General features: G+C 60.9%; 17 protein-coding genes and 1 pseudogene. 8 read left to right on the top strand and 10 right to left on the bottom strand.

The annotated features are described in order from the left end of the window. Positions 1 to 165 precede the first annotated feature (165 nt). From AC19YS_RS07460 to lptM, 6 genes are read right to left on the bottom strand one after another with little or no spacing between them, the layout of a single operon-like run. The gene (locus AC19YS_RS07460; RefSeq protein ID WP_500601361.1) at positions 166 to 861 is read right to left on the bottom strand and encodes an HAD family hydrolase; all 696 of its coding nucleotides are present in this window, start codon (positions 859 to 861) and stop codon (positions 166 to 168) included. Then, complete coding sequence (gene xerC / locus AC19YS_RS07455) at positions 858 to 1,757, bottom strand: tyrosine recombinase XerC (protein ID WP_124418740.1); 900 nt, start codon at positions 1,755 to 1,757, stop codon at positions 858 to 860. Before xerC ends, AC19YS_RS07460 begins: the two co-directional genes overlap by 4 nt. 2 nt (positions 1,758 to 1,759) lie before the next feature. Continuing rightward, a complete protein-coding gene (locus AC19YS_RS07450) occupies positions 1,760 to 2,476 on the bottom strand; it encodes a DUF484 family protein (RefSeq protein WP_500601359.1) in 717 nt (238 codons plus the stop codon). Between the two features lie 13 nt (positions 2,477 to 2,489). Then, a complete protein-coding gene (gene dapF, locus AC19YS_RS07445; protein ID WP_500601357.1) occupies positions 2,490 to 3,320 on the bottom strand; it encodes a diaminopimelate epimerase in 831 nt (276 codons plus the stop codon). A gap of 3 nt (positions 3,321 to 3,323) precedes the next feature. Then, positions 3,324 to 4,571: a diaminopimelate decarboxylase gene (gene lysA / locus AC19YS_RS07440; protein WP_500601355.1), complete on the bottom strand. Its 1,248-nt coding sequence runs from the start codon at positions 4,569 to 4,571 to the stop codon at positions 3,324 to 3,326. Positions 4,572 to 4,580: 9 nt separating this feature from the next. After that, positions 4,581 to 4,751, bottom strand: a complete 171-nt coding sequence (gene lptM / locus AC19YS_RS07435; protein ID WP_106575828.1) for an LPS translocon maturation chaperone LptM — start codon at positions 4,749 to 4,751, stop codon at positions 4,581 to 4,583. Between the two features lie 238 nt (positions 4,752 to 4,989). Here lptM and cyaY point away from each other — a divergent pair, with 238 nt between their 5' ends. The 3 genes from cyaY (at position 4,990) to rnk (ending at position 6,085) form a co-directional block, all read left to right on the top strand. Further along, on the top strand, positions 4,990 to 5,322 hold the full coding sequence (cyaY, locus tag AC19YS_RS07430) for an iron donor protein CyaY (RefSeq protein WP_094948747.1): 333 nt from the start codon (positions 4,990 to 4,992) through the stop codon (positions 5,320 to 5,322). 2 nt (positions 5,323 to 5,324) lie between these two features. Then, positions 5,325 to 5,543 carry a DUF1289 domain-containing protein gene (locus AC19YS_RS07425; protein ID WP_106575827.1) on the top strand — a complete coding sequence of 73 codons (219 nt, stop codon included), beginning with the start codon at positions 5,325 to 5,327 and terminating at the stop codon, positions 5,541 to 5,543. 131 nt (positions 5,544 to 5,674) lie between these two features. Next, entirely contained in the window at positions 5,675 to 6,085 is a 411-nt protein-coding gene (gene rnk, locus AC19YS_RS07420) for a nucleoside diphosphate kinase regulator (protein WP_106575826.1), read from the top strand. Positions 6,086 to 6,096: 11 nt separating this feature from the next. Here the strand turns inward: rnk and AC19YS_RS07415 are convergent, their stop codons facing one another. The 3 genes from AC19YS_RS07415 to AC19YS_RS07405 form a co-directional block, all read right to left on the bottom strand. Beyond that, a complete protein-coding gene (locus tag AC19YS_RS07415; protein WP_500601352.1) occupies positions 6,097 to 8,937 on the bottom strand; it encodes a class I adenylate cyclase in 2,841 nt (946 codons plus the stop codon). Between the two features lie 168 nt (positions 8,938 to 9,105). Next, positions 9,106 to 9,360, bottom strand: coding sequence for a TIGR02647 family protein (locus tag AC19YS_RS07410; RefSeq protein ID WP_106575824.1), 255 nt, complete (start codon positions 9,358 to 9,360; stop codon positions 9,106 to 9,108). Between the two features lie 151 nt (positions 9,361 to 9,511). Then, the gene (locus tag AC19YS_RS07405; RefSeq protein ID WP_106575823.1) at positions 9,512 to 9,796 is read right to left on the bottom strand and encodes a hypothetical protein; all 285 of its coding nucleotides are present in this window, start codon (positions 9,794 to 9,796) and stop codon (positions 9,512 to 9,514) included. A 127-nt stretch (positions 9,797 to 9,923) separates the two neighbouring features. Here AC19YS_RS07405 and AC19YS_RS07400 point away from each other — a divergent pair, with 127 nt between their 5' ends. Further along, positions 9,924 to 10,583, top strand: a complete 660-nt coding sequence (locus AC19YS_RS07400; RefSeq protein WP_179610004.1) for a glutathione S-transferase family protein — start codon at positions 9,924 to 9,926, stop codon at positions 10,581 to 10,583. A 161-nt stretch (positions 10,584 to 10,744) separates the two neighbouring features. Here the strand turns inward: AC19YS_RS07400 and argH are convergent, their stop codons facing one another. After that, positions 10,745 to 12,139 carry an argininosuccinate lyase gene (gene argH / locus AC19YS_RS07395; RefSeq protein ID WP_169367827.1) on the bottom strand — a complete coding sequence of 465 codons (1,395 nt, stop codon included), beginning with the start codon at positions 12,137 to 12,139 and terminating at the stop codon, positions 10,745 to 10,747. A gap of 387 nt (positions 12,140 to 12,526) precedes the next feature. Between argH and AC19YS_RS07390 the strand changes: the two are divergent. The 4 genes and pseudogenes from AC19YS_RS07390 to AC19YS_RS07375 all read left to right on the top strand — a co-directional run. Beyond that, positions 12,527 to 12,643, top strand: a pseudogene (locus AC19YS_RS07390) (sensor histidine kinase); the annotation flags it as partial. Beyond that, positions 12,640 to 13,386: a LytR/AlgR family response regulator transcription factor gene (locus AC19YS_RS07385; protein WP_500601349.1), complete on the top strand. Its 747-nt coding sequence runs from the start codon at positions 12,640 to 12,642 to the stop codon at positions 13,384 to 13,386. The pseudogene AC19YS_RS07390 and the gene AC19YS_RS07385, both read left to right, overlap by 4 nt. 137 nt (positions 13,387 to 13,523) lie before the next feature. After that, positions 13,524 to 14,465: a hydroxymethylbilane synthase gene (gene hemC, locus AC19YS_RS07380; protein WP_500601347.1), complete on the top strand. Its 942-nt coding sequence runs from the start codon at positions 13,524 to 13,526 to the stop codon at positions 14,463 to 14,465. Beyond that, a complete protein-coding gene (locus tag AC19YS_RS07375) occupies positions 14,462 to 15,211 on the top strand; it encodes a uroporphyrinogen-III synthase (protein WP_500601345.1) in 750 nt (249 codons plus the stop codon). Before hemC ends, AC19YS_RS07375 begins: the two co-directional genes overlap by 4 nt. Positions 15,212 to 15,238: the final 27 nt, after the last annotated feature.

The following is a 15,238-nucleotide window of genomic DNA, read 5'->3' as shown; positions in this document are numbered from 1 at the left end:
GGCTTTTTCATGGATGTAATAAATCCTAAGGGTCACCACCCATCAAATGTAGGAGCGGGCGTGCTCGCGAAAGCGCTCTGTCAGTTGCTGATGTGCTGACTGATACACCGCCTTCGCGAGCAAGCCCGCTCCCACATTTTGGTTTTTAGTGTTGCCGCGATAGCGTTACTGCCAACTGCGAAGCAACGGCGGCAGTTCTTTCAAGCTGCGAATTTCCGCATCCGGGCGTTTATCCGCTTCCCATGCTTTGCCCGTCGGGTTGAACCACACCGCCCGCAGCCCCGCCTGCTGCGCCCCGGCGATGTCATCGCCGGGGTGATCGCCAATATGCACGGCCTGACTGGCGTCCACGCCGGCGCGTTGCAGCGCTTCCTGAAACAGTCGCGCATCCGGCTTGGCGATGCCGATATCTTCGGCGCGCAGCGCAAAGTGGAAATAATCTGCCAGGCCCACGCGCTGCACGTCGGCGTTGCCGTTGGTGATCACGCCCAGGAGGAAATGCTGGCGCAATGCTTGAAGCATCGGCTCGGCTTCGGGAAATGGCGTGAGCTGGTGCCGGGCATGAATGAACGCCTCATAGCACACGTCTGCCATTTGCGTGGCCTCGGGCTGTGGATAACCCGCCTCTTCAAACGCGTGCATCAGTACGCGGTGGCGCAGGAGGCTGATGCGGTACTTGAGCTCGGGATGGCGCTCCAGCACCTGTTGGCGAAGGCTGGCGAAATGCTCAAGAGGCAAATCGCCGACCTTGGAGGCATGGGTCGCCAGCCATTCGCGCATCGACGCTTCGGCGCCGATGATGACGGGTATGTTGTCCCAGAGTGTGTCGTCCAGGTCGAAGGTGATCAGCTTGATACTCATGAGTCGCCGCCCTTGATGCGTTTGGCCCGTGGATGGGCGCTGTCGTACACCGTAGCCAGGTGCTGGAAGTCGAGGTGGGTGTAGATCTGCGTGGTCTTGATGTCGGCGTGGCCGAGCAGCTCCTGCACCGCGCGCAGGTCCTGGGACGATTCCAGCAGATGGCTGGCAAAAGAATGGCGCAGCATGTGCGGGTGCAGGTTCTGCCCCAGCTCGCGTTCACCGGCGAGCTTGACCCGCACCTGGATCGCCCGTGGCCCCAGGCGTCGGCCTTGCTGGCTGACAAACACCGCGTCGTCCGCGGGGTTGGTCAACAGACGCAGCGGCAACCATAGCTGCAAGGCTTCCCGAGCCTTGCGGCCGACCGGCAGCACGCGGGTCTTGCTGCCTTTGCCGAGCACTTGCACCAGGCCGTCCGCCAGGTCCAGTTGATCGAGGTTCAGGCCGGTCAGCTCTGACAAACGCAGGCCCGAGGAATAGAACAGCTCAAGGATGGCCTGGTCGCGGTGGGCGAGGAAGTCGTCTTCGACGGCACCGTCCAGCAATTGCAGGGCACGATCAGTGTCGAGGGTCTTGGGCAGGCGCCGTTCGCCCTTGGGCGGGGCCAGGCCATTGGCCGGGTCGTGATCGCACAGGCCTTCACGGTTGAGGTAGTGATACAGGCCGCGCACCGCCGAAAGCAGGCGCGACAGGCTGCGTGAAGACTGGCCTTGCTGGTGCAGACGCGCGATGAGGCTGCGCAGGCTCTGGATATCCAGGGCTTTCCAGCTGGCGATCTGTTGTTTTTCGCAGTACGCCAGAACCTTGTTCAAGTCCCGTCGATAGGCTTCCAGGGTATGGGGCGACACCTGGCGCTCGTTGCGCAGGTGAGCGCAATAAGCGTCCAGTTGCCGTTCCATGACTAGCGCACCGCGCGCAGGACGGTGGTGAAGCGCGGCAGTACCCGGCCCAGCACTTCAGCGATGTAGGTCAAAAACAGCGTGCCTACAGAGCTTTTGTAATGCTGCGGGTCACGGCTGGCGATCGCCAGTACGCCGTGCAGGCCTTGATGGCTGAGGGCGACCACGGCGGTGGAGCCGATCTGTTTGCGCTGTTCGGCGCCAAACAGAAAATCCAGCTCATGCTCACGCAAGGTGCCGCTGATGGTCTTGCCTTCAGAGAGCAAGCCGCCAATCGCGGTTTGCGCTTCACCACCGCTGACCCAGCGACCCACCGGCATCGGGTTGTCGCTGAACAGGATCAGGCTCACAAACGGCACCTGGAAGTCCTGGCGCAGGCTGTCTTCCACGGCAATCACCGTTTCTTCCAGGCTGGTGGCGTCCATCAGGGTAAGAATCAGGCGACGGGTCTTGTCGAAAAGGCGGTCGTTGTCGCGGGCCACGTCCATCAACTGCGAGAGCCGATGGCGCATTTCGATATTGCGCTCGCGCAGGATCTTCATCTGCCGCTCCACCAGCGACACGGTATCGCCGCGCTGGTGGGGGATGCGCAGGGCGGGCAACAGCTCTTCGTGTTCGACGAAGAAGTCCGGATTAGCCTCAAGGTACGCCGCGACAGCAGCGGCCTCCAGACTTTCGCTCGGGGATGCTTGGGCGGGTACTTGAGGCGTGTCGGTCATTAGCTTTGCTCACTCATAGGCGGACCTGTCCTTCGTATACGCGCGAGGCCGGCCCGGTCATCATCACCGGGTGGCCAGGGCCTGCCCATTCGATGGACAAACGTCCGCCGGGCAGGTCGATCAACAGCGGCGAATCCATCCACCCCTGGCTGATCGCGGCCACGGCCGCAGCGCAAGCGCCGGTGCCGCAGGCCTGGGTTTCGCCGGCGCCGCGTTCCCACACACGCAATTGCGCGCGGGAACGGTCGATCACCTGCAGGAAGCCCACATTGACCCGTGCCGGAAAGCGCGGGTGATGTTCGATTTTCGGCCCCAATTCATGCACCGGGGCGTTATTGATGTCGTTGACCCGCAGCACGGCGTGCGGGTTGCCCATCGACACTGCGGCGATATCCACGTACTTGCCATCGACGTCGAGCGCATAGCTGGTCGACTGCTCGGTGGCCTGAAACGGAATATCCGCCGGCACCAGGCGTGGCGCGCCCATGTTGACGCTGATCTGGCCGTCGCTGCGAACATCCAGTTCGATCACGCCGCTTTTAGTTTCGACGCGAATCTGGCGCTTGGCGGTCAAGCGCTTGTCCAGCACAAAACGCGCAAAGCAACGCGCACCGTTGCCGCACTGTTCCACTTCGGAACCGTCGGAGTTGAAGATCCGGTAACGGAAATCGACTTCCGGGTTGCTCGGCGCCTCGACGATCAGCAATTGATCAAAGCCAATGCCGGTGTGACGGTCGCCCCATTGTTTAGCGTGCTTGGGCAGGATGTGCGCGTGCTGGCTGACCAGGTCGAGGACCATGAAGTCGTTGCCCAGCCCGTGCATTTTGGTAAAACGCAGCAGCATGGCTTACTCCGGCAGCAGGCTTTCGCCAGCATACAACTCGGCTACCGTCTCGCGGCGACGCACTTCAAACGCTTGATCACCGTCCACCAGCACCTCGGCGGCACGGCCGCGGGTGTTGTAGTTGGAACTCATGACAAACCCATAGGCACCGGCCGAATGCACGGCCAGTAGATCGCCTTCTTCCAGGGCCAGTTGACGCTCCTTGGCCAGGAAGTCACCGGTCTCGCAGATCGGGCCGACGATGTCGTAGCTGCGGCCAACGCCAGCACGTGGCTTGACGGCTGTCACATTCATCCAGGCCTGGTACAGCGCCGGGCGGATCAGGTCGTTCATCGCCGCGTCGACGATGGCGAAATCCTTGTGCTCGGTGTGCTTGAGGTACTCGACTTGCGTCAGCAGCAGGCCGGCGTTGGCGACGATGTAGCGGCCCGGCTCGAACATCAGGGTCAGGCCGCGGCCTTCAGTGCGCTCGCGCACAGCCTGGATGTAGTCGGCGATCTGCGGCGGCTCTTCATCGCGATAACGCACACCCACGCCACCACCCAGATCGATGTGTTGCAGGTAAATGCCGCACTCGCCCAGGCGATCGATCAACGCCAGCAGGCGGTCGACCGCATCCAGAAACGGTGGCAGGCTGGTCAGTTGCGAGCCGATATGGCAGTCGACACCCAGCACTTCCAGGTTCGGCAACTGCGCGGCGCGGATGTACACGTCCTCGGCGTCACCAATGGCGATGCCGAACTTGTTCTCTTTGAGACCGGTGGAAATGTAGGGGTGAGTGCCGGCGTCGACATCCGGGTTGACGCGCAGCGAGATCGGCGCACGAACGCCCATCTCGGCGGCGACGACTTGCAGGCGCTCCAGCTCGTCGGTGGACTCGACGTTGAAGCAATGCACGCCGACTTCCAGAGCACGGCGCATGTCTTCTCGGCTCTTGCCGACGCCGGAGAAGACGATTTTGTCAGCCTTGCCGCCGGCCGCCAGCACACGCTCCAGCTCGCCACGGGAGACGATGTCGAAACCGGCGCCCAGACGCGCCAGGACATTGAGTACACCCAGGTTGGAGTTGGCCTTGACCGCGTAGCACACCAGGTGTGGAACGCCGTTCAGTGGGTCGGTAAAGGAGCGGTATTGGGCTTCGATGTGCGCACGCGAGTACACATAGGTCGGGGTGCCAAAGCGCTCGGCAATCGCGGACAACGCCACGCCTTCCGCGAACAGCTCGCCGTCCCGGTAGTTAAAAGCGTCCATGGGTTTCCCTTATTGATAGGTGTCGTGCTTGTGCGCTTTTGACGGCTTTTGTGACGACTGCGCCTGGTCATTTGGGTCTTTGCTGTCATCGGGCAGGTAGAGCGGGCCTTTTTGACCACAGGCACTAACGAGGCAAGCGACCGCGACGAGCGCAGCAAGGGAAGAGATCAGGCGCTTCATGGCGAAATCCTTGAATATGCATTAATTGCGCCCGAGTATACCGACCACCCGCCAGCTTGCCTATGCGCCGAAATACCCGTCCGGCGGGGGTTTGCCGACTTGAGCGCGAAGCAGGCTACGCTGGCCGGGGATATTTCATAGCTCCATCGGTAATGAACTCGGTATCCTTTGCAATCAGCGGGGCTCGCCCGTATCGTGCGGCGCTTGAGCAGAACCAGACACTTTTGAGGTTGCCACAATGAGTTTGACCGAAGCCCGTTTTCACGACCTGGTGGATGCGACCCAGCAGGCGCTGGAAGATATTTTCGACGACAGCGGCCTGGACGTGGACCTGGAAAACTCGGCCGGCGTGCTGACCGTCAAGTTTGAAAACGGCACCCAACTGATCTTCAGTCGCCAGGAGCCGTTGCGTCAGCTATGGCTGGCGGCCCGTACCGGTGGTTTTCACTTCGACTATGACGAGGAAGAAAACCGTTGGGCGCACGACACCACCGAGGAGCTGCTGAGCGAAATGCTTGCGCGCCTCACGAAGGAACAGTCCGGCGCCGACCTGGACTTCGACGAGATCTGATCGTGACCCAGCCTGCACCCGTACGCCCGCCCAAGCCGCTGTTCAGCAATGTCAGCCCGGCGGTGCCGTCACCTTGTATCAGTTTGTGTCGCCTGGACGAGCAGAAAGTCTGCCTCGGCTGCTTCCGCCATGTGGAAGACATTCGTGAATGGCGCTCCGCTGACGATAACCGGCGCCGGGTGATCTGCGCCGAGGCCGAGCAACGCAGGGAGCGTGCCTGAGGTCGTCTTGTTTATTTGTGTCGCTGTGGTAGTGTCCGGGTACACCTCAACTCATCGAGGTCCGTGAGAACCCCGCCTTTTTCTGGCGGGGTTTTGCTTTTTTGTGCAGAAAAAAGGAGTCTGCCTGAATCATGACCGCACCTTCCATCATACTTACCCGCCTCGACGTACAGCGTCTTGAGCAATTGATCGACCGTGTAGGCGAGGACTCGCCGGGCGTCGAAGCCCTGCAACACGAACTCGACCGCGCTGAAGAAGTGGTTGGCCACGAGGAAGTGCCTGCAAGTGTCGTGACGATGAACTCCAGCGTGCATTGCCGTGAGCAAGGCAGCGGCAAGGACTATCACCTGACCCTGGTTTACCCAAAGGATGCCAACGCAGACGAGGGCAAGATCTCGATCCTCGCGCCGGTAGGCAGTGCATTACTCGGCCTGAAGGTGGGCCAGCATATCGACTGGCCGGCACCCGGCGGCAAAACCCTCAAGCTTGAGCTGCTCAGCGTTGACGGCCAGCCCAAAGACGGTGGCGCGTTCTCTCTGTAACAAGAGCCGCTTTAAACCTGCTTCAGTGCGTTGTTGAGCGACAGCTCCAGCTCGGCCTTGTAACGCAGGTACAGGTTGCTTGGGCTTTGCACATCACCGAGCAGGCCGGACAGGTCCAGGTCGGTGATGTAGCAGCGGTAACGTTCGGTTTCTCGACGTTGCCCGACGATTTCCTGGGCGACCACGGCAAACAGCTGGTCGCCAAACTCCAGTTCGCAAAACTCCCGCTGGTTGCAGTACAGGGTGATGCCCACTTGTCCGGGCGCCGCCTTGCCGATAATCGCCTGCACGTCATAAAACGGCTTATTGGCCGGGTTCTGCGGCGCGGGGCGCGGCTCGATGCCGCGTGCGCGATTGCTGCCTGATGGCAACAGTTGGTAATACAAGATTTGCACTTCGCCCAACGGCTGCTGCGTATCCAGCGGCGCCAGCGCTTCGCGGCGATAGATGATCGATTGCAGAAAACGCTGCAACGGCGCCAGCAGGCTCTGCTCATCATGAAACGGCAGGCGTTGCTGCCAGAGCGCGTTGAACTCATCCAGCACATACAACTCGGCAACGCCTTCATTGACCCGGTAGAACACCTGCACGCAATCGGCCAAGCCCATCGGCAGCAGCAGCGCCAGGTCGTGGTCTTCCAGGGCCATGGCGTCCAGGTGCAACGGGCTGTAGCTGGCCAGTTCTTCGCTGAGGTAGGCAATCAGCGCGTCTTGGGTCGGCAGCGACACATGGGTGGCCTGGCCCGGCATCAGCTCCATCACGTGGTAGTGCTGCTGCACCTGCAACAGGTAGCGGTGATTGGACTGGCTAAGCTGCAGGTTTTGCGCGGTGTCGAAAATTTCTTCTACACGCTGGGCAATGAACTGCGCACGGTTGTGACAGAAGCAGCGCACTTGCAGGCGTGGCAGGTGATCCGACGGCAGTTGATTGAGGTAGTCACGCAGGCAGTCGAGCAGTGCGTGGGGGCCGTCGTAGCGGCTGACCATGACCTCGTTCCAGCTATTGAGCGTGACCTGATCCAGGGTCAGCACCAGGTTGTCGCGTACGCCGGCATAGCTCAGGGAGTCGGTGCGCTCGGTGGTCATCAGGATGTTCAAGTCGCGATGATGTTTGAGCGGGTCGACACCGACGTTGATCAACAACAGCACTTCTTCCGGTACCGCCGAGCGCAACAGGTGATCCTCATCGACGCTGGCCAGGGGCAGGGCGATGGTGTGTTGCAGGCTGCCCAGCAGGTTGAACAGCTCGAATTCGGTCATGTCGCTGACGCCCGGGTGCAGCGCCAGACGGGTGCTGCTGTCGATCACGCCGTTGCGATGGCACCAGGTGAGCATTTCCAAGAGGTCGCGGCTGCGCTTGATCGGCGCGAAGTGCTCCCATTCCAGCGCCGTGAGGTTACCGTTGTACAGGCCCCAGTGATGCTGGCCCGGCTCCTTGCGATTGGGGGACTGCACCAGCGTGAGCGTGTCTTCGGCCAAGTCAGGCGCGATGCCGGGGTTGATGAACTCGACCTTGCCGGCCTTGCGTTCGAACGCTGCATACAAGCGCCGGCCCAGCACGTTCAAATCACGCTTGTTGATCAGGCTGGCGGTTTGCTCGGTGCGGGCGAACTGGGTGAGGAAGCGGTAGCTGTAATTCAGTTCGTTGACCAGCGCGCGGCGCTCGGAGGCGACCTGGCGCACTTTCCACTGGCTGCGGCTGTCCAGCAGAGCCAGTTGGCGCTGGTCCCAACCCCATTCATTGGCCAGGCGCTCCAGCAAGCGTCGTTGCCAACCAGTGCTGCGTTGGCCGACGCTGAGCTTGCGATTGACCTTCAGGTAGAGCGCGCGCCGCACCAGTTCAAGGCGCTCCGGCTCATTGCGCGCCTTGAGGTATTCCTCGATGCGGCGGTAAACCACGATGTACGGGTCTAGCTCGTCCAGGTCCATCTGATTGGCGAACACGGCGCGCTTGAAGCGCAGGCTCAGGCAGTGCACGTTCGGGTGCTCGCTGGCGTAGACCTCGGTCAGCAGCAGCTTGAGCACTGATTTGTAGGGCGACTCGATGCCCTTGAACAACTGCCACAGCCCGGCGCCGATGAATTCGCCCGGAGGGATGTGGGCCAGGTGCCCAAGGTCCAGGGTTTCGTCGGCGCGGATGAAGCGCTTAGAGATCAGCGCATGGGTGAACTCGGCGTAGCGGCTTTCCTCGTACACCGGCACCAGCCACCAGATCGGCGTACGCCCGGCCAGCCAGATGGCGGTGCGGTAGAACTCATCCAGCAGCAGGTAATGCTGGGTGGTGCCGCAGTCGTCGGAGCTCAGTTGCGTGTCGCGCTCACCCAATACAAAGCGCGTCGGTTCGATCAGAAAAAAATGCGCCTCGGCGCCCATGGTCAGGGCCCAGGCTTCCAGCAACTGGCACTTTTTGCGCAGCTCGGCCAGTTCGGCTTCGCCAAGTTCGGGCGAGTGGCAGACCCACACGTCCATATCGCTCTGGTCCGCTTGAGCCAGGGTGCCAAGGCTGCCCATCAGGTACAGGCCAAGGATAGGCCGTGGCGGATTGCCATGGCGTGGCTTGTAGGAGAACGATCGGGTCAGGCGCTGAGCTTCAGTAAGCGCCTGGGCGTCCGGTTCGAAATTGGACAGCCCGGCCGGCGTGCTGCCCGAGACATAACCGGGCAGCAGGGGGTGGTTGACGTGGAAAAACAGCGGCAACAGCGTCAACACGCTTTGCTGGCGCGGGGTCAGACCTTCGACGGCCCGGGCCATGCGCCCTTCGTTGAGGGCCATGAAACGCGCGCGCAATTGGGCCAGCACCTTGCGGTCGATGCCTTCGTCCAGGTCGGGGCGGATTTCATGGGTGCGGGTCATGTCGAACTCGTTGGCTCGCAGGGCCCGACGTGGGCGGCCGTGTAGGAGTTTACAGACAGAAGCGTAGGAGGTTTAGAGGGAAATGGTTTCTGGCGTCAGAATTTTGTGCCATCCACATCAGTGCCCTCGGAATCCGCAGAAAGCGGACTCCATGGGCGGTATCAGGGATCAGGCAGCTTCTTTGGTGGTAGCGGTCGTCAGAATGGTCAGCAGGGTTTGGGCCTGCTCTGCAGCGTCCCGGCCAAGGCTGGTCAGGTAGCCCCCGTCTGGCTGGTCGATAAGGCCTTTCGCATGGAGGCGCTTGGCCGCGGCGATGGCAGCGGGAGCAGCGGTCTGGTGGACTTTCAGACCTTCCTTGGTGCTGTCCAAGGGGAAGAGTACAAGGATTTCCAGTTCGGCAACCAACTCAGGGGTATACGACATAAGGACTCCAGACTTTCTAAAATTTATTAGAGGCTAGCAGGGCATAAGGTGAACGCACTTTGCCGGGCTGTCCAGTGTGAAAGTCATGGGTCTTGATATGGCGCAGGTTTGTGGCGAGGAAGCAGGCTTCCCGGCCACGAAAGTGCTCGATTCAGTCGTTTTCCGGGGGTAATTCCGGCAATGCGCGCAGCGCGGTTTCATACCATTGGGTATCGAAGGCGCGGTCTTCTTCAAGCATCTTGTCGATTTCAACAGCCAGCACGTGGGCCATGAGATTCAGAATGTCTTCGCGCTCGTAGCCCACCAGGGTCAGCTTGTTGAAGGTGGCCTTGGCGGCAGGCGGGTTGTCGCTTTCGATCTGGTTTTCGATGGCCTGGGTCAGCGTGCTTTCGGTGAATTCTTCTTCGTCGTTGTCGATATCGGTCGGCTCGCTCATGGCGGGGCTCCTCAAGGAAAGGGCGCCAGTCTACCCCCATTCAGGCAGGTGATGCTGCTGGTCAGGTCGGGCCGCACGCTCTATAACTTCTGCAGCCAACCCCACACCCGGCCTGGAGGCATTCGCGATGCTCAAGCTTTACGGATTTTCGGTCAGCAACTACTACAACATGGTCAAACTGGCGCTGCTGGAGAAAGGCCTGCCGTTTGAAGAAGTGCCATTTTATGCAGGCCAGACGCCTGAAGCGCTTGCGGTAAGCCCGCGAGGCAAAGTGCCGGTGCTGGGCGTCAAGCAAGGCTTTATCAATGAAACCAGCGTGATTCTGGAGTACATCGAACACACTCAGGAAGGCCCTTCGTTGCTGCCGGCCGAGCCTTTTCAGCGGGCTCAGGTGCTGGCGCTGTGCAGGGAAATCGAGCTGTACATCGAGTTGCCCGCCCGCGCGTGTTTCGCCGAGGCGTTCTTCGGTATGCCGGTGCCGGAGGCGATCAAGGAAAAATCCAGGGCTGAGTTGCTGTTGGGGATCAGTGCTCTAGGTCGACACGGCAAGTTTGCGCCGTACGTGGCGGGGGAGAGCTTCACGCTTGCCGATCTGTATTTCATGTACAGCGTGAACCTCGCCTGTGCCGTGGGCGAGAAGCTGTTTGGCCTGGATTTGCTGGCTGAGTTGCCGAAGGCGAAAGCGCTGCTGGAGCGACTGCACGCGATGCCCAACGCGCAGAAAGTGGCGGCGGACAGGGAGGCAGCGATGCCGGCCTTTATGGCGATGATTGCGGCCAAGAAGTAATCAGCCGTGCACACATCAAATGTGGGAGCGGGTTTGCTCGCGAAAGCGGTGTGTCAGTCAATACATATAGAGACTGGTCTACCGTATTCGCGAGCAAGCCCGCTCCCACACTTTGAGTGGTGAACCATTCAAAGGTGGGAGCTGGCTTGCCTGCGATGCTTTTAGCGGCTGGCGAGCAATTCCTTGCCACGCACGACCGCGGCCTTGACCTGCGCCGGTGCAGTCCCGCCTACGTGATTACGCGCATTCACCGAGCCTTCCAGGGTCAGCACGGCAAACACGTCCTGCTCGATCTGGTCGCTGAATTGGCGCAACTCTTCCAGGCTCATTTCCGCCAGGTCCTTGCCGGTGTCCACGCCGTATTTCACGGCATGGCCGACGATTTCGTGGCAGTCACGGAACGGCAGGCCACGGCGCACCAGGTAGTCCGCCAGGTCGGTTGCCGTGGAGAACCCGCGCAAGGCCGCTTCACGCATGATCGCGTGCTTGGGCTTGATCGCCGGGATCATGTCGGCAAATGCACGCAGCGAATCGCGCAGCGTGTCGGCGGCGTCGAACAGCGGCTCTTTGTCTTCCTGGTTGTCTTTGTTGTAGGCCAATGGCTGGCCCTTCATCAAGGTCAGCAAGCCCATCAGCGCGCCGAATACACGGCCGCTTTTGCCACGCACCAGCTCAGGCACGTCAGGGTTTTTCTTTTGCGGCATGATCGAGCTGCCGGTGCAGAAGCGGTCCGGCAGGTCGATGAACTGGAATTGCGCACTGGTCCACAGCACCAGTTCTTCGGAGAAGCGCGACAAGTGCATCATCGCGATGCTGGCGGCAGCGCAGAATTCGATGGCGAAGTCACGGTCCGACACGCCGTCCAGGGAGTTGCCGCCAACCGCGTCAAAACCCAGCAGTTGTGCGGTGTATTCGCGGTCGATCGGGTAAGTGGTGCCGGCCAGTGCGGCGCTGCCCAGAGGCATGCGGTTGGCGCGCTTGCGGCAATCCACCAGGCGCTCGTAGTCGCGGCTGAGCATTTCGAACCAGGCCAGCAAGTGGTGGCCGAAGGTCACCGGTTGCGCAGTTTGCAGGTGGGTGAAGCCGGGCATGATAGTGCCGGATTCACGCTCGGCCTGCTCGAGCAAACCTTTTTGCAGGCGGGTGATTTCGCCCAGGATCAGGTCGATTTCGTCACGCAGCCACAGGCGAATATCGGTAGCCACCTGGTCGTTACGGCTGCGACCGGTGTGCAGTTTCTTGCCGGTCACACCGATGCGATCGGTGAGACGGGCTTCGATGTTCATGTGCACGTCTTCCAGGTCGACGCGCCAGTCGAACGTGCCGGCCTCGATTTCCCCGCGAATGGTGGTCAGGCCATCGATGATGCTGTCGCGCTCGGCGTCGGTCAGCACGCCGACCTTGGCCAGCATCGTGGCGTGGGCGATCGAGCCCATGATGTCGTGGCGGTACAGGCGCTGGTCGAAAGTGACGGAGGCGGTGAAGCGCGCGACGAAGGCGTCGACGGGTTCACTGAAGCGGCCGCCCCAGGACTGGTTGGTCTTGTCGGTGCTCATGGATTCGCTCGTGATCTGCTTAAAAGAGGCGTTGAGGTGTGCCGCCGATAATAACAGGGTTGCACTTGGAGGCGGTGCTGCGGGTGGTCGGCATTTTTATTTGTGCCAAGGGTGGCTAAGTGCCTTGCCGCCGAACGCTTCCGGGAAGAGACTGGAACAGGCCTTTATTGAAACGATATTTGACGATTGAGCAATATCGTCTCAGCGAGCGTCTACAGTTGCACTGATAGAGCGTGAATGCACCAAAGTCGGGTGATGCGGTCATAGCCTGACTATCCATTAAAAAAGGGGGTATTCGGATTGTGTATCAGCAAACCCTACGACGATGCCCGAAGGCAGCAGGTCTTGGGCGCAATTGAACCGGTCCGGGTAAATATGGGTGCCGCTGCCGGGGCACTTTTTGCCGCTCGCGCTAGTCTTAGCGTGGATCGCTGTGACGCAAGTCACCGCACCTGTCTACGCTATCCTTGTGCGAGACTCACGCAGGAATCCAGCGCAATATGAATGTCCTGATCGTTGATGACGAACCCCAAGCCCGCGAGCGACTGAGCCGTTTGGTCAGTGAACTCGAGGGTTATACAGTCCTTGAACCGAGCGCCACCAACGGCGAAGAGGCGTTGACGCTGATCGACAGTCTCAAGCCGGATGTGGTGTTGCTCGATATTCGCCTGCCGGGCCTTGATGGCTTGCAAGTGGCCGCCCGCTTGAGCGAGCGAGAATCGCCGCCTGCCGTGGTGTTGTGTGCAGCTCAAGAAGAGTTTTCTGCGCAAACCCTGGAAGACAGCGGTGTCAGCTTTCTTGCCAAGCCGGTGACCCCTGAGGCGCTGCTCAAGGCCCTGAAAAAGGCCGAGCGTCCCAACCGCGTCCAGCTTGCCGCTTTGACCCAGCCAGCAGCTCAGAGTGGTAACGGGCCACGCAGCCATATCAGTGCACGGACCCGTAAAGGTATCGAGCTGATTCCGCTGAACCAGGTGGTCTACTTTATCGCCGACCACAAGTACGTGACCTTGCGTCACGAGACGGGTGAAGTGTTGCTCGATGAGCCGCTCAAGGCCCTTGAGGACGAATTCGGCGACCGCTTTGTGCGCATCCACCGCAACGCGCTGGTGGCCCGTGAGCGAATAGAACGCCTGCAGCGCACGCCTCTGGGGCACTTTCAGTTGTTCCTCAAAGGGCTTAACGGCGATGCCTTGATCGTCAGCCGACGCCACGTCGCCGGTGTGCGCAAGATGATGCAGCAGCTTTAGCCAGGGGCTTTGGCGAGGTCTGCATGCTGTATCCCGGTGCGACGCGGCCAGGGAGGCCCCGCACTTGCTGATTCAAATCAAAGCGTGTTTGCCTGAGCTGTTATTATCTGCCGTATCTATTCAGTACGGATTGATCCATGTCCTCTCGCGAAATCCGCATCGCCACCCGTAAAAGTGCCCTGGCCTTGTGGCAGGCCGAATACGTCAAAGCACGCCTTGAGCAAGCCCATCCAGGGCTGAAAGTGTCTCTGGTGCCCATGGTCAGTCGCGGCGACAAGCTGCTCGACTCGCCATTGTCGAAGATTGGCGGCAAGGGCTTGTTCGTCAAGGAACTGGAAACCGCACTGCTGGAAAACGAAGCCGACATCGCCGTGCATTCGATGAAAGACGTGCCGATGGACTTCCCTGAAGGTCTTGGCCTGTATTGCATCTGCGAGCGCGAAGACCCGCGTGACGCGTTTGTATCCAACACTTACGCGTCGCTGGATGAGCTGCCCTTGGGCAGTGTCGTCGGCACCTCAAGCCTGCGTCGCCAGGCGCAGTTGCTGACTCGCCGGCCGGACCTGCAAATTCGTTTTCTGCGCGGCAACGTCAATACCCGTCTGGCCAAGTTGGATGCGGGCGAATATGACGCGATTATTCTTGCAGCGGCTGGCCTGGTTCGCCTGGGCTTCGAAGACCGCATCACCTCGGCCATCAGCGTGGAAGACAGCTTGCCCGCGGGCGGACAAGGCGCTGTGGGTATCGAATGCCGCACCGCGGACAGTGAAATTCACGCCCTGCTCAAACCCCTTGATCATCAAGACACCGAAGTGCGTGTCACGGCCGAGCGCGCGCTGAACAAACGCCTCAACGGCGGCTGCCAGGTACCGATCGCCTGTTACGCCGTGCTCGAGGGTGAAAACCTGTGGCTGCGTGGCCTGGTAGGCGACCCCGCAGGCGGCACGCTGCTCACCGCCGAGGTTCGCGGGCCGCAGCGTGATGCTACCGCGCTGGGAATTCAGGTGGCAGAAGAGCTGCTGGAAAAAGGCGCCGGTGTCATTCTGCAAAAAATCTATGGCGAGGCTGGTCCGCAGTGACCGACTGGCGTCTGTTGCTGACGCGGCCTGTCGAGGAAGCCATGGCCCTGGCCGCGACGTTGTCCGAGGCCGGCATTTTCAGCAGCAGCCTGCCATTGTTGGCGATCCAGGCCTTGCCGGTGACGGCTGAGCAACAAGCGGTCTTTTGTGATCTGGGCCGTTATAGCGCGGTCATCGTGGTCAGCAAGCCTGCCGCGCGCCTGGCCTTGCAACAGCTGGATCGGCATTGGCCGCAACTGCCCTGGTTCAGCGTCGGCGCGGCCACCGCGCAAGTACTGGCCGATCACAACCTCACTGTTCATTACCCGCAAACCGGCGATGACAGCGAGGCCTTGCTTGCACTGCCCGCCTTGCGCGAGGCTATCGCACACCCCGATGCGCAGGTGTTGATCCTGCGTGGCGAAGGCGGGCGGGAGCTGCTGGCTGAGCGTTTACGCGAGCAAGGTGCTAGTGTCGATTATCTGGAGTTGTATCGTCGCTCCCTTCCGGCGTATGACGCCGGGGAGCTGATGCAACGCATACAGTTGGAACGCTTGAACGGCGTGGTGGTCAGCAGTGGGCAGGGTTTTTTGCACCTGCAAGCGTTGGCTGGCCCCGATTGGCCGCAGGTGGCACGGCTGCCATTGTTCGTGCCCAGCCCTCGCGTCTATGAAATGGCGCGGGCCGCTGGCGCAGAAAAAGTTGTGGATTGTCGCGGTGCGAGTGCCGCGGCTTTGTTAGTGGCGTTGCGCAGCGCTGCCTTGTGAGGCAAGCCGCGCCCACTCTCTGATACG

The sequence above is a fragment of the Pseudomonas sp. MF08831 genome (genome assembly GCF_059862645.1).
The sequence above is the reverse complement of the archived record's forward strand: the minus strand, read 5'-3'. Positions and strand labels throughout refer to the sequence as shown.

Coding starts and splice junctions, on each gene's coding strand:
- rnk (WP_106575826.1), top strand. CDS start 5,675: ATGACCGCACCTTCCATCATACTTACCCGCCTCGACGTACAGCGTCTT.
- AC19YS_RS07460 (WP_500601361.1), bottom strand. CDS start 861: ATGAGTATCAAGCTGATCACCTTCGACCTGGACGACACACTCTGGGAC.
- argH (WP_169367827.1), bottom strand. CDS start 12,139: ATGAGCACCGACAAGACCAACCAGTCCTGGGGCGGCCGCTTCAGTGAA.
- dapF (WP_500601357.1), bottom strand. CDS start 3,320: ATGCTGCTGCGTTTTACCAAAATGCACGGGCTGGGCAACGACTTCATG.
- AC19YS_RS07400 (WP_179610004.1), top strand. CDS start 9,924: ATGCTCAAGCTTTACGGATTTTCGGTCAGCAACTACTACAACATGGTC.
- AC19YS_RS07450 (WP_500601359.1), bottom strand. CDS start 2,476: ATGACCGACACGCCTCAAGTACCCGCCCAAGCATCCCCGAGCGAAAGT.
- cyaY (WP_094948747.1), top strand. CDS start 4,990: ATGAGTTTGACCGAAGCCCGTTTTCACGACCTGGTGGATGCGACCCAG.
- lysA (WP_500601355.1), bottom strand. CDS start 4,571: ATGGACGCTTTTAACTACCGGGACGGCGAGCTGTTCGCGGAAGGCGTG.
- xerC (WP_124418740.1), bottom strand. CDS start 1,757: ATGGAACGGCAACTGGACGCTTATTGCGCTCACCTGCGCAACGAGCGC.
- lptM (WP_106575828.1), bottom strand. CDS start 4,751: ATGAAGCGCCTGATCTCTTCCCTTGCTGCGCTCGTCGCGGTCGCTTGC.
- hemC (WP_500601347.1), top strand. CDS start 13,524: ATGTCCTCTCGCGAAATCCGCATCGCCACCCGTAAAAGTGCCCTGGCC.
- AC19YS_RS07405 (WP_106575823.1), bottom strand. CDS start 9,796: ATGAGCGAGCCGACCGATATCGACAACGACGAAGAAGAATTCACCGAA.
- AC19YS_RS07410 (WP_106575824.1), bottom strand. CDS start 9,360: ATGTCGTATACCCCTGAGTTGGTTGCCGAACTGGAAATCCTTGTACTC.
- AC19YS_RS07385 (WP_500601349.1), top strand. CDS start 12,640: ATGAATGTCCTGATCGTTGATGACGAACCCCAAGCCCGCGAGCGACTG.
- AC19YS_RS07415 (WP_500601352.1), bottom strand. CDS start 8,937: ATGACCCGCACCCATGAAATCCGCCCCGACCTGGACGAAGGCATCGAC.